Annotated in this window: 16 protein-coding genes and 1 riboswitch; of the genes, 11 read left to right on the top strand and 5 right to left on the bottom strand. The window is 55.7% G+C overall.

Going from position 1 to position 21,364, the window contains the following annotated elements; translation table 11 throughout:
- Entirely contained in the window at positions 1-2,436 is a 2,436-nt protein-coding gene (locus ACMGGP_RS17330) for a bifunctional aspartate kinase/homoserine dehydrogenase II (RefSeq protein ID WP_031591841.1), read from the top strand.
- 202 nt (positions 2,437-2,638) lie between these two features.
- On the top strand, positions 2,639-3,538 hold the full coding sequence (metF, locus tag ACMGGP_RS17325) for a methylenetetrahydrofolate reductase (protein WP_010258148.1): 900 nt from the start codon (positions 2,639-2,641) through the stop codon (positions 3,536-3,538).
- A gap of 67 nt (positions 3,539-3,605) precedes the next feature.
- Here metF and ppc read toward each other — a convergent pair whose 3' ends face one another.
- Positions 3,606-6,257 carry a phosphoenolpyruvate carboxylase gene (gene ppc, locus ACMGGP_RS17320; protein ID WP_022624923.1) on the bottom strand — a complete coding sequence of 884 codons (2,652 nt, stop codon included), beginning with the start codon at positions 6,255-6,257 and terminating at the stop codon, positions 3,606-3,608.
- A gap of 353 nt (positions 6,258-6,610) precedes the next feature.
- Positions 6,611-7,759, bottom strand: coding sequence for an acetylornithine deacetylase (argE, locus tag ACMGGP_RS17315; RefSeq protein ID WP_031292638.1), 1,149 nt, complete (start codon positions 7,757-7,759; stop codon positions 6,611-6,613).
- 167 nt (positions 7,760-7,926) lie between these two features.
- Here argE and argC point away from each other — a divergent pair, with 167 nt between their 5' ends.
- The 4 genes from argC to argH all read left to right on the top strand — a co-directional run bounded on the left by argC (position 7,927) and on the right by argH (position 12,428).
- A complete protein-coding gene (argC, locus tag ACMGGP_RS17310) occupies positions 7,927-8,931 on the top strand; it encodes an N-acetyl-gamma-glutamyl-phosphate reductase (protein WP_010672063.1) in 1,005 nt (334 codons plus the stop codon).
- 14 nt (positions 8,932-8,945) lie between these two features.
- The gene (argB, locus tag ACMGGP_RS17305; protein ID WP_010258140.1) at positions 8,946-9,722 is read left to right on the top strand and encodes an acetylglutamate kinase; all 777 of its coding nucleotides are present in this window, start codon (positions 8,946-8,948) and stop codon (positions 9,720-9,722) included.
- A gap of 24 nt (positions 9,723-9,746) precedes the next feature.
- Positions 9,747-10,964 (top strand): argininosuccinate synthase, encoded by a 1,218-nt coding sequence (locus ACMGGP_RS17300; protein WP_061901939.1) that lies wholly within the window; start codon positions 9,747-9,749, stop codon positions 10,962-10,964.
- Positions 10,965-11,054: 90 nt separating this feature from the next.
- Positions 11,055-12,428 carry an argininosuccinate lyase gene (gene argH, locus ACMGGP_RS17295; protein ID WP_498798667.1) on the top strand — a complete coding sequence of 458 codons (1,374 nt, stop codon included), beginning with the start codon at positions 11,055-11,057 and terminating at the stop codon, positions 12,426-12,428.
- A 118-nt stretch (positions 12,429-12,546) separates the two neighbouring features.
- On the opposite strand, the gene ACMGGP_RS17290 is transcribed toward argH, so the two are convergent.
- Positions 12,547-13,281, bottom strand: a complete 735-nt coding sequence (locus tag ACMGGP_RS17290) for a glutathione peroxidase (RefSeq protein ID WP_010672060.1) — start codon at positions 13,279-13,281, stop codon at positions 12,547-12,549.
- Positions 13,282-13,405: 124 nt separating this feature from the next.
- Between ACMGGP_RS17290 and oxyR the strand changes: the two genes are divergently transcribed.
- Positions 13,406-14,323, top strand: a complete 918-nt coding sequence (gene oxyR / locus ACMGGP_RS17285; RefSeq protein ID WP_010258132.1) for a DNA-binding transcriptional regulator OxyR — start codon at positions 13,406-13,408, stop codon at positions 14,321-14,323.
- On the opposite strand, the gene sthA is transcribed toward oxyR, so the two are convergent.
- Entirely contained in the window at positions 14,306-15,706 is a 1,401-nt protein-coding gene (gene sthA, locus ACMGGP_RS17280) for a Si-specific NAD(P)(+) transhydrogenase (protein WP_010258130.1), read from the bottom strand. The genes oxyR and sthA overlap by 18 nt on opposite strands.
- Positions 15,707-15,898: 192 nt before the next feature.
- Here sthA and fabR point away from each other — a divergent pair, with 192 nt between their 5' ends.
- Positions 15,899-16,546, top strand: a complete 648-nt coding sequence (fabR, locus tag ACMGGP_RS17275; RefSeq protein ID WP_010258128.1) for an HTH-type transcriptional repressor FabR — start codon at positions 15,899-15,901, stop codon at positions 16,544-16,546.
- Between the two features lie 14 nt (positions 16,547-16,560).
- The gene (locus tag ACMGGP_RS17270; RefSeq protein WP_010258126.1) at positions 16,561-16,914 is read left to right on the top strand and encodes a YijD family membrane protein; all 354 of its coding nucleotides are present in this window, start codon (positions 16,561-16,563) and stop codon (positions 16,912-16,914) included.
- A 39-nt stretch (positions 16,915-16,953) separates the two neighbouring features.
- Here the strand turns inward: ACMGGP_RS17270 and trmA are convergent, their stop codons facing one another.
- Complete coding sequence (trmA, locus tag ACMGGP_RS17265; protein ID WP_163850166.1) at positions 16,954-18,057, bottom strand: tRNA (uridine(54)-C5)-methyltransferase TrmA; 1,104 nt, start codon at positions 18,055-18,057, stop codon at positions 16,954-16,956.
- A 110-nt stretch (positions 18,058-18,167) separates the two neighbouring features.
- A riboswitch (cobalamin riboswitch) is annotated at positions 18,168-18,350 on the top strand.
- Between the two features lie 70 nt (positions 18,351-18,420).
- Here trmA and btuB point away from each other — a divergent pair.
- Together btuB and murI are read left to right on the top strand one after the other, a co-directional pair.
- Positions 18,421-20,298, top strand: a complete 1,878-nt coding sequence (gene btuB / locus ACMGGP_RS17260) for a TonB-dependent vitamin B12 receptor BtuB (protein ID WP_498798666.1) — start codon at positions 18,421-18,423, stop codon at positions 20,296-20,298.
- Positions 20,243-21,094 (top strand): glutamate racemase, encoded by an 852-nt coding sequence (murI, locus tag ACMGGP_RS17255; RefSeq protein WP_498798665.1) that lies wholly within the window; start codon positions 20,243-20,245, stop codon positions 21,092-21,094. Before btuB ends, murI begins: the two co-directional genes overlap by 56 nt.
- Positions 21,095-21,364 lie beyond the last annotated feature (270 nt).

Genomic DNA, 21,364 nt, shown 5'->3' with positions numbered 1-21,364 from the left:
ATGACGATTTCAGCAGGCGCGGGAACGCCGAACATCAGGCAGTTGCATAAGTTTGGCGGCAGCAGCCTGGCCGATGCGCGCTGCTATCAGCGCGTTGCCGGTATTATGGCGGACTACAGCCAGCCGGGCGACCTGATGGTGGTCTCTGCGGCAGGCTCAACCACCAACCAGCTGATTAGCTGGCTGAAGCTGAGCCAGAGCGATCGGCTCTCTGCGCATCAGGTGCAACAGGCTTTACGGCGCTACCAGAGCGAACTGATCAGTGCGCTGCTGCCTGCTGAGGTCGCAGAACCTTTAATCACCGCGTTTATCCGTGATCTCGAAAAGCTGGCCGCACTGCTGGATGCGCCGATCACCGATGCGGTCTATGCCGAAGTGGTCGGTCATGGTGAAGTCTGGTCGGCACGCCTGATGTCAGCGGTACTGAGCCAGCGTGACCTTCAGGCCTGCTGGCTGGATGCGCGTGAGTTTCTGCGCGCTGAACGTGCGGCACAACCGCAGGTAGATGAAGGGAAGTCCTGGCCACTGCTACAGACTCTACTGGCGCAGCATCCGCACAAGCGCATCGTGGTGACCGGATTTATCAGCCGCAACGACGCCGGTGAAACCGTCCTGCTTGGCCGCAACGGCTCCGACTATTCTGCCACGCAGATTGGCGCACTGGCGGGTGTCGGGCGGGTGACCATCTGGAGCGATGTGGCGGGTGTCTACAGTGCCGATCCCCGCAAAGTCTCTGATGCCTGTCTGTTGCCGCTGTTAAGGCTGGATGAAGCCAGCGAGCTGGCGCGCCTGGCTGCACCGGTTCTCCACACCCGTACTCTGCAGCCGGTTTCAGGCAGCGATATCGACCTGCAACTGCGCTGCAGTTATCAGCCGGAGCAGGGCTCAACCCGCATTGAGCGCGTGCTGGCCTCCGGGACGGGCGCGCGTATCGTCACCAGCCATGATGATGTTTGCCTGATTGAGATTCAGCTGCCAGAGCAGCATGACTTCGCCATCCTGCACAAAGAGATAGACCTGTTGCTGAAGCGCGCGCAGCTGCGTCCGCTGGCGTTTGGCGTTCATCCCGATCGTCAACTGCTGCAGCTCTGTTACACCGCTGAAGTGGTTAACAGCGCCTTTACGCTGCTACAGGATGCCGGTTTACCGGGCCATCTGCAGCTGCGCGACGGCCTGGCGCTGGTGGCGCTGGTTGGCGCAGGCGTTACCCGCAATCCGCTGCATACCCATCGCTTCTGGCAGCAGTTAAAGGATCAGCCAATTGAGTTCATCTGGCAGTCAGAAGAGCACATCAGCGTGGTCGCAGTGCTGCGCGTCGGCCCGACTCAGCATCTGATTCAGGGATTGCATCAGTCGCTGTTCCGGGCAGAAAAGCGCATCGGTCTGATGCTGTTTGGCAAAGGCAATATCGGTTCACGCTGGCTGGAGCTGTTTGCCCGCGATCAGGAAACGCTGTCAGCGCGTACCGGCTTTGAATTTGTGCTGGCGGGCGTCGCGGACAGCCGTCGCAGCCTGCTGAGCTATGAAGGGCTGGAAGCCAGCCGGGCACTCGCCTTCTTTGATGATGAAGCGGTAGAGCGCGATGAAGAGTCGCTGTTCCTGTGGATGCGTGCTCACCCGTTTGATGACCTGGTGGTGCTGGATGTCACTGCCAGCACACCGCTGGCGCAGCAGTATCTCGACTTCGCCAGTCACGGTTTTCACGTTATCAGCGCCAATAAAGTCGCGGGAGCGTCTGACAGTCAGACCTGGCGCCAGATCCGCGATGCCTTTACCAAAACCGGACGTCACTGGCTCTATAACGCCACCGTTGGCGCAGGTCTGCCGATCAACTATACGGTGCGCGATCTGCGCGACAGCGGCGATACCATCCTGGCGATCAGCGGGATCTTCTCCGGCACGCTGTCTTGGCTGTTCCTGCAGTTTGATGGCACGGTGCCCTTTACCGAGCTGGTGGATCAGGCGTGGCAGCAGGGTTTAACCGAGCCCGACCCGCGCGCCGATCTTTCGGGTCAGGATGTGATGCGCAAGCTGGTTATCCTGGCGCGTGAGGCAGGCTACAACATCGAGCCGGATCAGGTGCGGGTTGAATCGCTGGTGCCCAATAATTGTCAGCAGGGATCTGTCGACCACTTCTTTGAAAATGGCGAAGAGCTGAATGAGCAGATGCTGCAGCGGCTCGAAGCCGCGCAGGAGATGGACCTGGTGCTGCGTTACGTTGCCCGGTTTGATGCCAACGGCAAGGCGCGCGTGGGTGTTGAAGCGGTGCGTCCGGAACATCCGCTGGCCTCACTGCTGCCGTGCGACAACGTCTTTGCGATTGAGAGCCGCTGGTACCGCGATAATCCGCTGGTGATCCGCGGACCGGGCGCAGGCCGGGATGTCACCGCAGGCGCTATCCAGTCAGATATTAATCGCCTCGCACAACTGCTGTAACTCCTCCTCCTCAGGCGCTTCGGCGCCTGTTTTCAATGCGTTATCGCTTCCCTGTTGAATCGCCTTCATGTTGATTGAAAATTGATCACGACTGTTGACCATTTTTAAGTTGACGGCACAGTCAGATTACGTCATTTTGAACATCTGGACGTCTAAACGTGTAGATGTTCGCAGGCCGATTGTTAATCGATGAGGGTGCAGGATGAGTTTCTTTCATGCCAATCAGCGCGAAGCGCTAAACCAGAGCCTGGCTGAGCTGAACGGGCAAATTAATGTTTCATTTGAGTTCTTCCCGCCTCGTACCAGCGACATGGAAGAGACCCTGTGGACCTCTATCGATCGCCTGAGCAGTCTGAAACCGAAATTCGTTTCTGTGACCTACGGTGCGAACTCAGGTGAGCGTGATCGCACCCATAGCATTATCAAAGGCATTAAAGATCGCACCGGTCTGGAAGCCGCACCCCATCTGACCTGTGTCGATGCCACGCGCGATGAACTGCGCACCATCGCTCAGGATTACTGGAACAACGGCATCCGTCACATTGTGGCGCTGCGCGGCGATCTGCCTCCTGGCAGCGGTAAGCCAGAAATGTACGGCAGCGATCTGGTTTCGCTGCTGAAAGAGGTGGGTGATTTTGATATTTCGGTTGCGGCCTATCCGGAAGTCCATCCCGAAGCGAAAAGCGCCCAGGCCGATCTGATTAACCTGAAGCGAAAAATCGATGCAGGTGCCAACCGGGCTATTACCCAGTTTTTCTTCGACGTTGAAAGTTATCTGCGTTTCCGCGATCGCTGTGTCGCGACCGGCATTGACGTGGAAATTGTGCCGGGCATTCTGCCGGTCTCTAACTTTAAACAGCTGCAACGCTTTGCCACGCTGACCAATGTGCGCGTGCCGGGCTGGATGAGCGCGATGTTCGCCGGTCTGGATGATGATCCGGAAACGCGGAAAATGGTGGGAGCCAATATCGCGATGGATATGGTGAAAATCCTGTCACGCGAAGGGGTGAAGGATTTCCATTTCTACACGCTGAACCGTGCCGAAATGAGTTATGCCATTTGTCACACCCTGGGCGTGCGTCCTGCTGCTGCTGCGGCTTAACCGCTCTGCTTCAGCCAATAAAAAAGTCGGGAGAGTCCCGACTTTTTTTGTTTTTACTGCACCAACGTTAACCGGTATTGCGCATGCCTGCCGCGACACCAGCAATGGTCACCATCAGCGCCTGCTCAACGCGGGCATCCGGTTCATCGCCATTCGCTTCCCGCGCGCGCGAACGATGCAGCAGTTCGGCCTGGAGTACGTTGAGCGGATCGGTATAGACGTTACGCAGTGCAATTGACTCGGCAATCCACGGCTGATCGGCCATCAGGTGTGAGTCATTGGCAATGGTCAGTACCGCTTTGATATCCGCATCAAGCTGATCGCGCAGCTGTTTGCCCAGCGGCCAGAGTGATTTCTCGACCAGACGCTGATCGTAATATTCCGCCAGCCACAGGTCCGCTTTTGAGAATACCATCTCCAGCATACCCAGACGGGTAGAGAAGAATGGCCAGTCGCGGCACATCGCTTCCAGCTGATCCTGATGACCGGCGGCCATCGCCTGTTGCAGGGCCGCACCGGCACCCAGCCACGCAGGCAGCATCAGACGGTTCTGCGTCCAGGCGAAAATCCATGGAATCGCACGCAGCGACTCTACGCCGCCGGTAGGTCGGCGCTTGGCGGGACGTGAGCCCAGCGGTAATTTACCCAGCTCCTGCTCTGGTGTCGCTGAGCGGAAATAGGGCACGAAGTCAGCATTTTCACGCACATAACCGCGATACATCGCACAGGAGTCGGCGGAGAGCTGATCCATAATGTCGCGCCATTCGCGTTTTGGCTCCGGCGGCGGCATCAGGTTCGCTTCCAGAATTGCGCCGGTGTAGAGCGACAGGCTGGCGATGGTGACGGCGGGTAAACCATATTTAAAGCGGATCATCTCGCCCTGTTCGGTCACGCGCAGACCGCCGCGCAGGCTGCCTGGTGGTTGCGACAGCAGCGCTGCATGGGCGGGTGCGCCACCACGGCCAATGCTGCCGCCGCGTCCGTGGAACAGTGTCAGTGAAATCCCGGCCTTCTCACAGGTTTTAATCAGGGCATCCTGTGCCTGATATTGCGCCCAGCTGGCGGCCATCACACCGGCGTCTTTCGCCGAGTCAGAATAGCCAATCATCACCATCTGTTTGCCCTGAATTAAGCCGCGATACCAGTCGATGCTCAGCAGCTGGCTCATCACGTCATTGGCGTTATTCAGGTCATCAAGCGTTTCAAACAGCGGTGCAACCGGCATGGCATAGCCTATGCCTGCTTCTTTCAGCAGCAGATGCACGGCCAGCACGTCAGAAGGGGTTTTCGCCATGGAAATAACATAGGCGGCGATAGAACCCTGTGGCGCTTCAGCCGCGACGCGACAGGTCTCCAGCACTTCACGCGTTTCATCGCTGGGTTCCCAGCTGCGAGGAAGCAGCGGACGCTTGGAGTTCAGTTCACGGATCAGGAAGGCCTGCTTGTCCGCTTCGGACCAGCTTTCATAATCGCCGAGGCCCAGATAGCGGGTCACTTCAGCAATCGCTTCGGTGTGACGGGTACTCTCCTGACGCAGATCGATACGCACCAGCGGCACGCCGAAACATTTCACGCGGCGCAGCGTATCAAGCAACTGACCGTTGGCGATAATGCCCATGCCGCACTTTTGCAGTGACTGATAGATGGTAAACAGCGGATCCCACAGCTGATCGTTGGAGACCAGCAGATCGGCCGGGCGCGGCAGACGTTCACCTTTCAGGCGGCGTTCCAGGAATGACTGGGTAGTCATTAACTGGCTGCGCAGGCGTTTCAGGATCATACGATAAGGTTCAAGTGCTTCCGGATCGCCGCTGAGTTCCCGGATCTCTTCAGTGCACTCTGACATCGACAACTCAGAGATCAGTACGCCGATATCGCGCAGGAACAGGTCAGTGGCTTTCCAGCGACTCAGCTGCATAACGTGGCGGGTAATCGCCGCCGTAACGTTAGGGTTACCGTCGCGGTCGCCACCCATCCATGAGGTGAACTGAACCGGCACGAAATCGACCGGCAGCTTAATGCCGAACGCCTCTTCTACCTGCTCGTTCAGCTCACGCAGGAAAGCGGGTACGCCTTCCCACAGGCTGTTTTCCACCACGGCAAAGCCCCATTTGGCTTCGTCGATAGGGGTCGGACGATATTTGCGGATCTCATCGGTGTGCCACGCCTGTGCCACCAGCTGACGCAGACGGCGCATAATCTGGTTACGTTCGTAGTCGGAGACGTCGCTGTGATCGAGCTGTTTCAGGCAGCTGTTAACTTCGACCAGCTTGTGAATCAGCGTACGGCGGGTGATTTCAGTCGGGTGAGCCGTCAGCACCAGTTCCAGCGACAGCGACTCAATGGCCGCAAGGATGTCGCTTTCGCTGATATCTTTCTGCTGCTTCAGGGTATCAAAGGTCTTTTTCAGCAGTTCGGGATGGTTCTCACCCTCGCCACTTTGCGAGATGGTCTGATACTGCTCAGCCACGTTGGTGAGGTTCAGAAACTGGCTAAAAGCGCGTGCAACCGGCAGAAGCTCCTCATTGGAGAGGTTCTGCAGCGTATTGAGCAGTTCTTTACGATGAGTGTCATTTCCTGCACGGGATGACTTGGAGAGCTTACGGATGGTTTCCACCTGGTCGAGGATGTTCTCTCCCAGTGCATCCTTAATCGTATCCCCGAGCAGTTTGCCGAGCATACTGACATTACTTCGCATTGCGGAATATTGTTCGTTCATTGGACCCTGACACCCTTATCGTCTTGAAAAACTTCTACACCCGACCTTTCAGGCAGCAGAAAAATCAGCAACGCCATGTTCCCCCTAATCTACAGGGAACCGGCTCCGTTGCCGCCTGTCCACATTCTGAAACGCTCTGGATAATCACCCGGTGGGCATAACATCGTCTTTTATCTAGCCACGTAATGTTGCGTTCGTCAAATGCGTTAAAGTGTGCTGAAGATGTGGCTAAATAACGGAAATTCGTAGAATTTATCGGGAACAAAGCGGGATAAGTTATTCTTATTGCTAAATCCCGCAGAATGAAGGGGCATTTTACTGTTAATGCAGTGAAATGCCCCATTTGCTGTTAATCAGTGGCAAAAATGCTGCACAACTTGACTGATAAGCGCCCTTGTCGGCTTAATAAATGCAGTATCAATAAATTCGTCTGGCTGATGTGCCTGCTCAATCGACCCCGGGCCCAGTACCAGCGTTGGGCAGAGCTGCTGAATAAAAGGCGCTTCGGTGCAGTAGTTCACCACCTCAGTGGGTATACCCAGCAATTTCTCGACCACACTGACCAGTTCATGATCTGCCGGACATTCGTAGCCAGGAATCGGCGGATGCAGTTCAGCCACCGTGACACGGCCCGGCCAGCGCGCACTGACCGGTGCCAGCGCCTCGTTCAGTAGCCCATCGAGATCGTTCAGCGACAGACCCGGCAGCGGACGGATATCCATATGCAGTTCACAGCAGGCGCAGATACGGTTAGCGGCGTCACCGCCATGAATATGGCCGAAATTCATGGTGGGATAGGGGATGGCAAAGCCGTCATGGTGATAACGCTCCTGCAGCGTATTGCGCAGTTGCATCAGATGGGTGATCGACTCATGCATCAGTTCAATGGCGTTAACGCCACGTGCGGGATCGCTGGAGTGGCCCGATTTTCCCTCGATACGGATCACATTCGACAGGTGACCTTTGTGCGCACGCACCGGTTTAAGTGAGGTTGGTTCACCGATGATGGCGCAGTCGGGACGCAGCTGCGTCGATTCAGAAAAATATTTGGCGCCAGCCATGGTGGTCTCTTCATCGGCCGTAGCGAGGATATAGAGCGGCTTGCTCAGCGTGCTGACATCCACATCGCGCAGCGTATCGAGAATAAAGGCGAAGAAGCCTTTCATGTCTGCCGTGCCCAGGCCATAGAGCTTGTTGTCGTGCTCGGTCAGGGTAAAGGGATCGCGTGTCCAGCGGCCATCGTCAAAAGGAACGGTATCGGTATGACCTGCTAGCAGCAGGCCGCCCGCACCGCTTCCGGTACGCGCCAGCATATTAAATTTATTGCGGGTGCCGGGCACCGGCTGCACTTCAACGCTGAAGCCGAGGTCGCGGAACCAGCCGGCCAGCAAATTGATTAAAGTTTCATTACTCTGATCCAGTGCGGCATCGGTTGCGCTGATCGACGGTGTGGCGATTAACTGGCGGTACAGTTCAATAAAAGGCGGTAATTTTGTCTTCACTGTTGGCGGTCCTTGGGTTAGGATGTATCCATATTCATGCAGTAATAGTGAATAAAAATACATTAACGTCCTCTGCAAGGGAACCTTAAATCACTGCAGATGACAGGGCGGGTAACGGGGCAAGGCCGCGACCCGGAACGTGCGACTGTAAAAAGGGTTACAGCCTGATGTTGAATACGCTGATCGTTGGTGCCAGTGGTTATGCTGGTACAGAGCTTGCCACCTTCCTGAATCGCCATCCACATATCAACATAACCGCTTTGGCGGTTTCGGCGCAAAGCCCTGATGCCGGCAAGCGCCTCTCCGATCTCCATCCGCAGCTGAAAGGTGTGGTGGATTTGCCGCTGCAGCCGCTGAGCAGCGCGGCCGAGTGGGCAGACAAGGTGGATGTGGTGTTCCTGGCGACGGCCCACGAAGTCAGCCACGATCTGGCGCCGGAATTTCTCAAGGCTGGCTGTGTGGTGTTCGACCTGTCGGGTGCGTTCCGCGTGAATGACGCTGATTTTTATACCCGCTTTTATGGCTTCACCCATCAGCATGGCGACTGGCTGGACAAAGCCGTTTACGGCCTTGCCGAATATCAGCATGAGAAAATCCAGCAGGCGCAGCTGGTGGCTGTGCCAGGTTGTTACCCGACCGCTGCGCAGCTGGCGCTGAAGCCCCTGGTGGATGCCGGACTGTTAAACGAGGCGCAGTGGCCGGTAATCAACGCCACCAGCGGCGTGAGCGGTGCCGGACGTAAAGCCAATGTCGGCACCAGCTTCTGCGAAGTGAGCCTGCAGCCTTACGGCCTGTTCAATCATCGTCATCACCCGGAAATCGTCGCGCACCTTGGTACGCCGGTGATCTTCACTCCGCATCTGGGTAACTTCCCGCGCGGTATCCTGGCGACGATTACCTGCCGTCTGAAAGCGGGTGTCAGCCGTGAAGATATCGCCGCAGTTTTCCATCGCGCCTATGACAACAAGCCACTGGTGCGGCTCTACGAACAGGGCGTACCGGCGCTGAAAGCCGTTGTAGGTCTGCCTTACTGCGATATCGGTTTTGAAGTGCAGGGCGAGCATCTGATTGTCGTGGCAGCCGAAGATAATCTGCTGAAAGGCGCGGCATCGCAGGCGGTACAGTGCCTGAACATCCGGTTCGGCTTCCCTGAAACGCAGTCACTGATTTAACGGACAAATATACCATGACCAATCCATTGATTATCAAGCTGGGCGGTGTGTTGTTAGACAGCGAAGAAGCGCTGGCCCGCCTGTTTGAAGCGCTGCTGACCTACCGTAGCGCCCATCAGCGTCCGCTGATTATTGTCCACGGCGGCGGTTGCCTGGTGGATGAACTGATGAAAAAGCTGGCGCTGCCGGTGAAGAAGAAAAATGGCCTGCGTGTCACGCCAGCCGATCAGATCGACATTATTACCGGTGCGCTGGCGGGAACCGCGAATAAAACGCTGCTGGCCTGGGCAAAAAAATCGGGCATCAACGCGGTAGGCCTCTGCCTGGGCGATGCGGGCATCGTGAATGTCACACCGTTTGATGAAGAACTCGGCCACGTTGGCCACGCAATGCCGGGCGATCCGGCATTGCTGAACACCCTGCTGGCGGCCGGCTATATGCCGGTGGTGAGCTCAATTGGTATAACTGACAGCGGCGACCTGATGAACGTCAACGCTGACCAGGCGGCGACCGCACTGGCCTCGACGCTGGGCGCTGATCTGGTCCTGTTGTCAGACGTCAGTGGTATTCTCGACGGCAAAGGTCAGCGCATCGAAGAGATGACCGCCGACAAAGCTGAGCAGCTGATTACCCAGGGCATTATTACCGACGGCATGATTGTGAAAGTGCACGCTGCGCTTGATGCAGCGCGTACCCTGGGCCGCCCGGTGGATATTGCCAGCTGGCGTCACGCTGAGCGGCTGCCTGACCTGTTTAACGGCGTGTCGATTGGCACCCGGATTCTCGCTTAACGACTCTGATTCAAGGATTACGAAATGCAAACGCAAAACATCAAAAAAATCGTTCTGGCTTACTCCGGTGGTCTTGATACTTCGGCCATCATTCCATGGCTGAAAGAGAACTACGGCGGCTGTGAAGTCGTCGCTTTTGTCGCAGATATCGGTCAGGAGCGCGGCGATCTGGAAGGTGTAGAGAAGAAAGCCCTGCAGTCCGGCGCATCTGAATGCCACGTGGTTGACCTGCGTGAAGAGTTCATCAGCGACTATGTCTATCCGGTGCTGCAGACTGGCGCCCTCTATGAAGGCACTTATCTGCTGGGCACTTCAATGGCGCGTCCTATCATCGCTAAAGCACAGGTTGAGCTGGCGCTGAAAGTGGGTGCGGATGCGCTGTGTCACGGCGCTACCGGTAAAGGGAATGACCAGGTGCGTTTCGAAACCACCTACACCGCGCTGGCACCGCAGCTGAAAGTGGTGGCTCCGTGGCGTGAATGGAACCTGCGTTCACGTGAAGCGCTGCTGGACTACCTGAAAGAGCGCAACATTCCGACCACCGCGTCACTGGAGAAAATCTACAGCCGCGACGAAAACGCCTGGCACATCTCCACCGAAGGTGGCGTGCTGGAAAGCCCGGCCAATGCACCGAATAAAGATTGCTGGGTCTGGACTGTCGATCCGCTGGAAGCGCCTGACCAGCCTGAAGAAGTGACCGTGACCGTGGAAAAAGGTCGGGTTGTGGCGGTTAACGGTGAAAAACTGAGTCCGTTCCAGTGCCTGGAAAAACTTAACGTGCTGGGCGCAAAACATGGCGTCGGCCGTATCGATATCGTTGAAAACCGTCTGGTAGGGATTAAATCGCGCGGCTGCTACGAAACCCCTGGCGGCACCATCATGGTCAATGCGCTGCGTGCGGTTGAGCAGCTGGTGCTGGATCGCGATAGCTTCAAATGGCGTGAGCAGCTCGGCCACGAGATGTCCTATGTAGTTTATGACGGCCGCTGGTTCGCCCCGCTGCGTAAGTCGATTCAGGCCGCTGCCGAATCGCTGGCGGAAGGGGTTAACGGTGAAGTGGTACTGCAGCTCTACAAAGGCCAGGCGACAGCCACCCAGAAGCGTTCCGCGAACAGCCTCTACTCGGAAGAGTTCGCCACCTTTGGTGAAGATGAAGTGTACGATCACCGTCATGCGGGCGGCTTTATCCGTCTGTTCTCGCTCTCTTCGCGTATCCGCGCCCTGAACGAGCAGAAGAAGTAATTTTCAGGCGAGGTGCGCCTCGCCTCACAGTTTCATTTCAGGGGCGGCATTTATGCCGCCCCTTGTTTAACGATTCAGAGGAGTTTTCACATGGCACTTTGGGGTGGACGGTTTACTCAGGCAGCGGATCAACGTTTTAAACAGTTCAATGACTCGCTGCGCTTCGATTACCGCCTGGCAGAGCAGGACATTATTGGCTCTGTTGCCTGGTCCAAAGCGCTGGTGACGGTAAATGTCCTGACTCAGGATGAGCAGCAGCAGCTGGAAGCGGCCCTGAATACGTTACTGGATGAAGTCCGTGAGGATCCTGAGCAGATTCTGCAGAGCGACGCCGAAGATATCCACAGCTGGGTTGAAGGCCAGCTGATCGACAAGGTGGGCGCGCTGGGCAAAAAACTGCACACCGGACGTAGCCGTAACGATCAGGTCGCGACCGATCTCAAGCTGTGGTGCAAGGTGCAGATTGAGGCGCTGCTGGGTGCCACCCGTGATCTGCAGCAGGCGCTGGTGGTCACCGCTGAAGCCAATCAGGATGCGGTGATGCCGGGCTACACGCATCTGCAGCGTGCGCAGCCGGTGACGTTTGCGCACTGGTGCCTGGCCTACGTTGAAATGCTGGCGCGTGACGAGAGCCGTCTGCAGGATACGCTGAAGCGGCTCGATGTCAGCCCGCTGGGCTGTGGCGCACTGGCCGGTACCGCGTATGAGATCGATCGTCAGCAGCTGGCAGGCTGGCTGGGCTTTGCTTCTGCCACGCGCAACAGTCTGGATACCGTATCAGACCGCGATCACGTGCTGGAGCTGCTTTCTGACGCTGCCATCGGCATGGTGCATCTGTCGCGCTTCGCCGAAGATATGATCTTCTTCAATACCGGTGAAGCGGGCTTTATAGAACTGTCAGATAAAGTGACCTCCGGCTCATCGCTGATGCCGCAGAAGAAAAACCCGGATGCGCTGGAGCTGATTCGCGGCAAGTGTGGCCGGGTGCAGGGCGCGCTGACCGGCATGATGATGACGCTGAAAGGTCTGCCGCTGGCCTACAACAAAGATATGCAGGAAGACAAAGAGGGGGTGTTTGACGCGCTCGACACCTGGCTCGACTGTCTGCATATGTCAGTTCTGGTGCTGGATGGCCTGCAGGTTAAACGCCCGCGCTGCCAGGAAGCGGCTGAACAGGGTTACGCAAACTCCACTGAACTGGCTGACTATCTGGTCGCCAAAGGCGTGCCGTTCCGTGAAGCACACCATATCGTCGGGGAAGTAGTGGTTGCCGCCATCGGGCAGGGCGTGGCGCTGGAAGCGCTGTCGCTGGCACAGCTGCAGGAGTTCAGTGCGGTGATTGGCGAGGATGTCTATCCCATTCTGGCGCTGCAATCCTGTCTGGATAAGCGTAATGCGCAGGGCGGCGTCTCGCCACAGCAGGTTGCGCGTGCCATCGGTGACGCAAAGCAGCGTCTGGCGTAATTAACAGGTAAAAAAAAGCGGGCACATTAAATGCCCGCCAACCTCTAGCTTCAGAATTACTCATTTTTATAGGCACATCATCAAAGCGCCTGCTCTCCCGGCCGACGCTCAGATTCTCTTACGCTGACAGCAGATATTGCTGCAGATCCTCACTGCCGCCAATGTGACGACCTCCCATGAAGATCTGCGGTACCGTCGCCCGGCCTGAAACGGCGCGCAGACTCACGGTTGTTGCATCCTGTCCCAGCACGATCTCTTCGTACTGAATACCATGATCCATCAGCATCTGTTTTGCCTGGGTGCAGAAGGTGCAGCCAGGTTTAGTGAAGATTGAGACCGACTCCTGAGCTTTACACTCGGGCGCCAGATAGCGCAGCATGGTGTCGGCATCAGAGACCTCAAATGGGTCGCCTGGCTTGTTTGGCTCAACAAACATTTTCTCTACCACGCCGTTACGCACCAGCATCGAGTAGCGCCATGAACGTGGGCCAAAGCCGAGATCGGCTTTCTCAACCAGCATCTCCATGCCGCGGGTAAACTCGCCGTTGCCATCAGGAATAAAGGTAATGTTGTCTGCGCGCTGTTCTGCTTTCCAGGCGTTCATCACAAACGTGTCATTCACCGAGACGCACAGAATGCTGTCCACACCCTGCTGGGCAAACAGACCCGCTAATTCGTTGTAACGCGGCAGATGGCTGGAGGAGCAGGTCGGTGTGAATGCGCCCGGCAGTGAAAAAACGATGACCGTTTTGTCTTTAAACAGCGCTTCAGTGGTGACATCGACCCAGCGATCGCCCTGACGTGTGTGAAAAGTCACTGACGGAATAGCTTTACCTTCCTGACTTGCAAACATTTTTTTCTCCTGACATACCGCGTTCCATTTGATGTGCGCATTATTCCCAACCACCCTTGATAGGGCCAATCGTTCATTGCTATTCTATCTATCGCCACGGTCTATCGTGGCTTGGAGGGTAATAATGAATATTCGTGATCTTGAATATCTGGTTTCGCTTGCTGAACACCGTCATTTCCGCCGTGCCGCGGATGCGTGTCATGTCAGTCAGCCGACGTTAAGCGGGCAGATCCGTAAGCTGGAAGATGAGCTGGGTGTGATGCTGCTGGAGCGCACCAGCCGTAAAGTGCTGTTCACCCAGGCAGGTTTGCTGCTGGTGGATCAGGCGCGTACGGTGCTGCGTGAAGTGAAAGTGCTGAAAGAGATGGCCAGTCAGCAAGGGGAAGCGATGTCAGGTCCGCTGCATATCGGCCTCATCCCGACTACCGCGCCCTACTTATTGCCACAGATTATCCCGACGCTGCACCAGACATTCCCGAAACTGGAGATGTATCTGCACGAAGCGCAGACGCAGCAACTGCTGGCACAGCTCGATAGCGGCAAGCTGGACTGCGCGATTATCGCGCTGGTCAAAGAGAGCCAGGCCTTTATCGAAGTGCCGTTGTTTGATGAGCCGATGAAGCTGGCAGTCTATGCCGATCATCCCTGGTGCGATCGCGACCGGGTACCTATGTCCGATCTGGCAGGCGAGAAGCTGCTGATGCTGGAAGATGGGCACTGTCTGCGTGACCAGGCGATGGGGTTCTGCTTTGAGGCGGGCGCCGATGAAGATACCCATTTCCGCGCGACCAGTCTTGAGACGCTGCGCAATATGGTGGCGGCAGGCAGCGGGATTACGTTGCTACCGGCGCTGGCAGTCCCACCGGAGCGTATCCGCGATGGCGTCTGCTATCTCACCTGCTACAAACCGGTGCCACAGCGTACAATTGCGCTGGTCTATCGACCGGGTTCACCTCTGCGCAGCCGTTATGAACAGCTGGCAGAGGCGATTAAAACCCACATGCAGCACTATTTCGACGCCGCGTTAAAACAGGCGGTTTAAGCCGTTTAACGCCGCAACGCGATAGGCTTCGGCCATGGTCGGATAGTTAAAGGTGGTATTCACGAAGTACTCAATCGTGTTGCCACCGTTTTTCTGCTCCATGATTGCCTGACCGATGTGAATAATCTCGGCGGCACGTTCACCAAAGCAGTGAATTCCCAGAATCTCTTTGGTTTCCCGATGGAACAGAATCTTCAGGCTGCCAACGTTCATGCCAACGATCTGCGCTCGCGCCAGATGTTTGAACTGCGCGCGGCCTACCTCGTAAGGCACCTTCATTGCCGTCAGCTGCTGCTCGGTTTTACCCACGGAGCTGATTTCCGGAATGGTGTAAATCCCGGTTGGGATATCTTCAATCAGGTGCGCTGACGCTTCCCCTTTGATAATCGCCTGAGCGGCAATACGGCCCTGATCGTAGGCGGCTGAGGCCAGGCTTGGATAGCCAATGACGTCTCCGACGGCATAAATGTGCGGCTGAGCCGTCTGATACATGCTGTTCACTTTCAGCAGGCCACGACCATCCGCTTCCAGGCCCACATTTTCCAGCGACAGCGAATCGGTGTTGCCGGTACGGCCATTGGCGTAAAGCAGACAGTCGGCTTTCACTTTCTTACCCGACTTCAGATGCATGATGACGCCATCTTCCACCCCTTCGATCTTCTCAAACTCTTCGTTGTGACGAATCACCACGCCGCTGTTCCAGAAGTGGTAAGAGAGAGAGTCAGACATCTCCTGATCAAGAAACGCCAGCAGGCGATCGCGGGTGTTAATCAGGTCAACTTTGACGTTCAGGCCACGGAAAATCGACGCATATTCACAGCCAATCACGCCCGCGCCATAAATAATGACGTGGCCCGGTTCGTGGTGCAGATTGAGAATAGAGTCGGAGTCATAAACGCGTGGATGGGTAAAGTCGACATTGTCAGGATGGTAAGGTCGTGAACCACAGGCGATAACAAACTTCTCTGCCGTCAGCGTCTCACGCGTGCCATCCGGTTGCTCAATCTCAATGGTGTTGGCATCAACAAAATGCGCATCGCCCTGATAAAGTTCACAACGGTTACGCTCGTAGAAGCCCTGACGCATGGCTGTCTGCTGGCTGATCACGTTTTCAGTGTGATTGAGAATGTCGGCAAAAGAGGAGCGAAGCAGTCGGGTATGATCGCTGTAGAGCGGATTTTGGTTGAATTCAATAATGCGACTGACGGCGTGGCGAAGGGCTTTAGAAGGGATGGTGCCCCAGTGCGTACAACCGCCGCCGATGTTGTGGTAGCGTTCGATCACGGCGATGCGCGCTCCCTGTTTTACCAGCCCCATCGCCGCCCCTTCACCGCCGGGCCCTGAGCCAATCACAATGGCATCGTAATCGTAAGACTTTTGCATACCGATACGTCCTATTATTTATACATTTTTACAACGAGATTCTAACATCTCGTCGCGCACTTCTGAATTCTATCAGCGATTTTCATCACATTTTGACAAAGAGTGAGGTTCACAGGCGGTGACAAAGATTGCCAATCTGTACGCTGAAAATTTTGTTATAGTGCCTGCTTAACACCGCTAAAGGCAGAGAGAATGGGCGTCAGAGCGCAACAAAAAGAACGTACACGACGTACACTGATTGAAGCCGCCTTCAGTCAGCTCAGCGCCGAGCGCAGTTTTGCCAGTCTGAGTTTGCGGGAGGTTGCCCGTGAAGCAGGGATTGCACCTACCTCCTTTTATCGTCATTTCAAGGATGTTGATGAGCTTGGCCTGACGATGGTAGATGAAAGCGGGCTGATGTTGCGACAGCTGATGCGCCAGGCGCGCCAGCGTATTGCCAAAGGCGGCAGCATCATTAAAACGTCGGTGTCGACCTTTATGGAGTTTATCGGCAACAATCCCAACGCTTTCCGCCTGTTACTGCGTGAACGTTCCGGCACCTCTGCCGCTTTTCGTGCCGCCGTGGCGCGTGAAATTCAGCACTTTATCGCTGAACTGGCCGATTATCTTGAGGTCGAAAATCGCATGCCGCGCAGTTTTACCGAAGCGCAGGCTGAAGCGATGGTGACCATTGTTTTCAGCGCCGGTGCAGAAGCACTGGATGTTGATGCTGAGCAGCGACGTAAGCTTGAGGATCGGCTGGTGTTACAGCTGCGTATGATCGCCAAAGGCGCTTATTACTGGTACCGCCGGGAGCAAGAGCGACTGGCGGCCACCCTGGAAAAACCCGAAGAGCAATGAGTAAGGATCAGTCCATGACCCACCCAGGTACTCGCGATAAAAGCACACTGGTACTGGCTTTTATTACCGGCTTAGCAATTAACGGCTCGTTTTCTGTGCTGTTCAGCGCCTTTGTTCCATTTTCGATTTTTCCGCTGATTGCGCTGGGTCTGGCGGCCTGGTGTCTGCATCAGCGTTACCTCAACACTAATATGCCGGACGGTATGCCAGGACTGGCAGCGGCGTTTTTCCTGCTGGGGATTCTGGTTTATAGCGCGCTGGTGCGGGCAGAATACCCGGATATTGGCTCCAACTTCGTTCCCACCGTTCTGATGGTAGCGCTGGTGTTCTGGATTGCGACGCGTTTTAAGCGCAAGCGTAATCAGTAGTGATAAAAAAAACGGGAACCTCAGGGTTCCCGTTTTTGTTTACGCTTTACGTGTCAGCAGGACACCGCATTCCATATGGTGGGTATAGGGGAACTGATCAAACAGCGCCAGCCGCGTCACATCGTGCGTTTCCGCCAGCGTCTGCAGATTGTCGCTGAGGGTCTGCGGATTGCAGGAGATATAAAGGATGCGCGGATACGCCTGCACCATTTTCACCGTCTCTTCATCCAGTCCGCTGCGCGGCGGATCGACAAAAATCGTCTCGCATTCGTAGCTGGTCAGGTCAATTCCTTCCAGACGATTAAAGCTGCGCACGCCATTCATCGCCTGGGTAAACTCTTCCGCCGCCATACGAATGATCTGCACGTTATCAATCTGGTTCACGGCAATATTGTATTGTGCTGACGCAACAGAGGGCTTGGCGATCTCAGTCGCCAGAACGCGGCGGAAATTGCGTGCCAGCGCCAGCGAGAAGTTGCCATTACCGCAGTAGAGTTCCAGCAGGTCGCCCTGTGAATCCTGCGTCACATCCAGCGCCCACTCCAGCATCTGAATATTCATCGCCGCATTAGGCTGGGTAAAACTGTTTTCGACCTGACGATAGATAATCTCGCGACCCGCTACCGGCAGACACTCATCAACGTAGTCGCGATCCAGACAGATTTTGGTCTTGGTGGCGCGTCCAATCAGCTGCACATCCAGCCCTTCCGCGCGAAGCTGATCACGCAGCGCCGCGGCTGCCTGCTGCCACTCATCATCCAGTTTGCGGTGATAGAGCAGCGAAATCACAATCTGATTGCTCAGGGTCGAAAGATAGTCGATCTGGAACAGTTTATGACGCAGGGTACGGTTATCACAGATCGCGGCGATCATCTTTGGCATCAGCTGATTGATCAGCTGGCTGGCCGCCGGGAACTGATCAACACGGATCCGCTCGCGTGTCTGCTGATCAAAGATGATGTGATAGATATCATCGCCGTCGTGCCACAGGCGGAATTCGGCGCGCATCCGATAGTGGCTGACCGGTGAACGGAACACCTCCACGTCGGGCGCAGCAAACGGCGTCATCATCGTCTCTAAACGACTGACTTTTTCCGCCAGCTGTGCGTCATAGTCTTCAATGGGGAGATGTTCGGGTGTCATGATCAATCCTGATTAATAGCTTACCAGCGGGCGATTGTAGGCATTCACTTGCTGATGTCCAGTCCTGCAGCGAGAAGATGTTTGGCAGTCTGGACTTCCGTATCTCCACTCCGTAGACTGCAGACGCCGGCCTCAAGCCCGAGTTAATAGGGAATCCAGTGTGAATCTGGAGCTGACGCGCAGCGGTAAGGAATGTCGTGATGAGTGCAATTGCAGACACTGTCCTGTGGGATGGGAAGTCATCATCACTTATGGTTCCCAGCCCGAAGACCTGCCGGTGTAACGTCGCTACTCGTACAATCATCGCGTGCTATTGATTGTCGGCCTGCGGCATCCTGCTTCGTCTTATGGATGCGATAAAAAATGACAAAAAAAACTGCATCGCTGTTCGCTCTGAGCGCAACGGCGATTTCTCTCTGGGCGCAATACGGTTTTGCTCAGGGGAATGATGATACGCAAATAGTCACCGCCAACCGTTTTGCTGAACCTGTTTCAGGTGTGCTGGCACCCACCACCGTTGTCACACGTGATGAGATTGATCGCTGGCAGGCCAAAAGCCTGACGGATGTGATGCGCCGCCTGCCGGGTGTCGATGTCGCGCAAAGTGGCGGGTTAGGGCAGCAGAGTTCGCTGTTTATTCGGGGCACCGAATCGAGACATGTACTGATCCTGATTGATGGTATCCGGCTTAATCAGGCGGGCATCACCGGTTCGTCTGACCTCAGCCAGATCCCGCTGTCACTGGTGCAGCGCATCGAATATATTCGCGGTGCGCGTTCTGCAGTCTACGGTTCCGATGCGATTGGCGGCGTGGTGAATATCATTACGGGCCGATCGCAACCCGGCACCACGCTGACGGCGGGCGTCGGGTCAAACGGCTATCAATCCTACGACGGCTCAACCCAGCAGATGCTGGGCGATGCGACAAAGCTCACTCTGGCAGGCAACTACACCTATATCAAAGGGTATGACGTGGTGGCGGGTTATCCCAATGACTATGGCCCGGCGCAGCACGATCGCGACGGCTTCATGAGCAAAACCCTGTATGGCAACCTTGAGCATCAGTTCAGCGATGAACTCAGTGGTTTTGTGCGCGGCTACGGGTTTGATAACCGCACCGCCTACGACGGTTCATACACCTATGATAATAATTTCAATATTATCGGGCTGGCGGATACCCGCCAGCTCTACAGCCAGACCTGGGACACCGGGTTACGCTTCAATCGTGACTTCTACTCTACCCAGCTCATCGCCAGTTATGGCCATACCAAAGACATCAACTACGATCCGCGCAATGGCCGCTACGGTGCCGCGTCCACCTTTGATGATGTCACCCAGTACAATCTGCAGTGGGGCAACACCGTGCAGGTGGGGCAGGGGGCGATCAGCGCGGGTGTCGACTGGCAGAAAGAGACGACCGAGCCGGGCACGAACTATTTGTCAGATGGCTATGAGCAGCGTAATACCGGTCTCTACCTGACCGGCCAGCAGCAGTTTGGCAGCGTCACCCTTGAAGGTGCGGTACGCGGTGACGACAACAATCAGTTTGGCTGGCATAACACCTGGCAGACGGCGGCCTCATGGGAGTTTATCTCCGGCTACCGTGCGTTCGCCTCTTATGGCACCGCTTTTAAAGCACCTAATCTGTCGCAGGTTTACAGCCCGTTTTATGGCAATCGCGACCTCGATCCTGAAAAAAGTAAGCAGTGGGAAGGCGGCTTTGAAGGGCTGAGCGGACCGGTGAACTGGCGTGTTTCGGGCTATCGCAACGACATCGATAATCTGATTGATGCTGATCCGGCGACTTTCCGTTACTACAACATTAAGCAGGCCCGCATTAAAGGCGTTGAAGCGACCGCAGGATTCGACACCGGGCCGCTGGCGCATCAGCTCTCTTATGATTATGTCGACGCACGGGATGGCAGCACCGATCAGCCGCTCGTACGCCGGGCTAAGCAGCAGGTGAAATATCAGCTCGACTGGACGCTGTATGAGTTTGACTGGTCAGTTACCTACCATTATCTGGGTGACCGTTATGATACTGACTTTAACAGCTCTCCCAGCCGTCGCGTGAAGTTAGGTGGCGTCAGCCTGTGGGATCTCGCCGTCTCATATCCTGTCACTTCACAACTCACGGTTCGTGGTAGAATTGCCAACCTGTTCGATAAAGATTACGAGACAGTGTATGGCTATCAGACACCAGGACGAGAGTATTACCTCAGCGGCAGCTATAACTTCTGATTTGCGTCCCACCGTGCTGGTGTTTGATTCCGGCGTCGGTGGGCTTTCTGTCTATGATGAGGTCCGTCAGCTGTTGCCGGATCTTCATTATCTCTACGCCTTCGATAACGCTGGCTTCCCTTACGGTGAGAAAAGCGAGACTTTCATTGTGGATCGGGTGGTCGCTATCGTTGAGGCCATTACCCGCAGCTATCCTCTCTCGTTAGTGATCATCGCCTGTAATACGGCCAGCACCGTTTCATTGCCCGCTTTACGTAAACGTTTTGCCTTTCCTGTCGTGGGGGTGGTTCCGGCGATTAAACCGGCCGCGCGCCTGACGCGAAATGGTGTAGTGGGCTTGCTGGCGACGCGTGCCACGGTGCGCCGTCCTTATACCCATGAGCTGGTGTCGCAGTTTGCCGGTTCCTGCAAGATAGAGATGCTGGGATCAGCGGAGCTGGTTGAACTGGCAGAAGCGAAGCTCCATGGTGCGGAAGTTGCTCTGGATGAGGTGCGCCGTATTGTTCAGCCGTGGCTGCGGATGGCGGAACCACCGGACACGGTCGTTTTAGGCTGTACGCACTTTCCTTTACTGCGCGAAGAGTTGCAGCAGGTGTTACCGGAAGGGACGCGTCTGATTGATTCCGGTGCGGCAATTGCACGACGCACAGCCTGGCTGCTGGAGCATGAAGCACCTGAAGTGCATTCATCGCAGCAGAACGTTGCATTTTGTACGGAGCTGGATGGCGAAGCGGTACAATTATCACCCGTTTTACGGCGTTATGGCTTCCCGTTGCTGGAAAAACTGGCGCTTTAGCGGCTTTTAGCTGAAAAAATCAGCACTCGGAATTTTATTTGAAATTAGCACTTGTCACCCTCCGAGAACTCCCTATAATGCGCCTCCACTGACACGGCACAACGGCTTACGAAGCGCCGGGTTGAGTAGGTTCGAAATCATACGAACCAGTGAGTTAAGCGAAAATAAATGCTTGACTGACAATGCGGAAAGCGTAATATACGCAGCCCGCGCCGCAGTAAATCGCGGCATGCTCTTTAACAATTTATCAGACAATCTGTGTGGGCACTC

The sequence above is a fragment of the Curtobacterium sp. BNK-1 genome, assembly GCF_048685235.1.
Taxonomy (GTDB): domain Bacteria; phylum Pseudomonadota; class Gammaproteobacteria; order Enterobacterales; family Enterobacteriaceae; genus Pantoea; species Pantoea agglomerans.
Note: the sequence above shows the minus strand (reverse complement) of the source record. Positions and strands in the feature narration are given on the sequence as shown.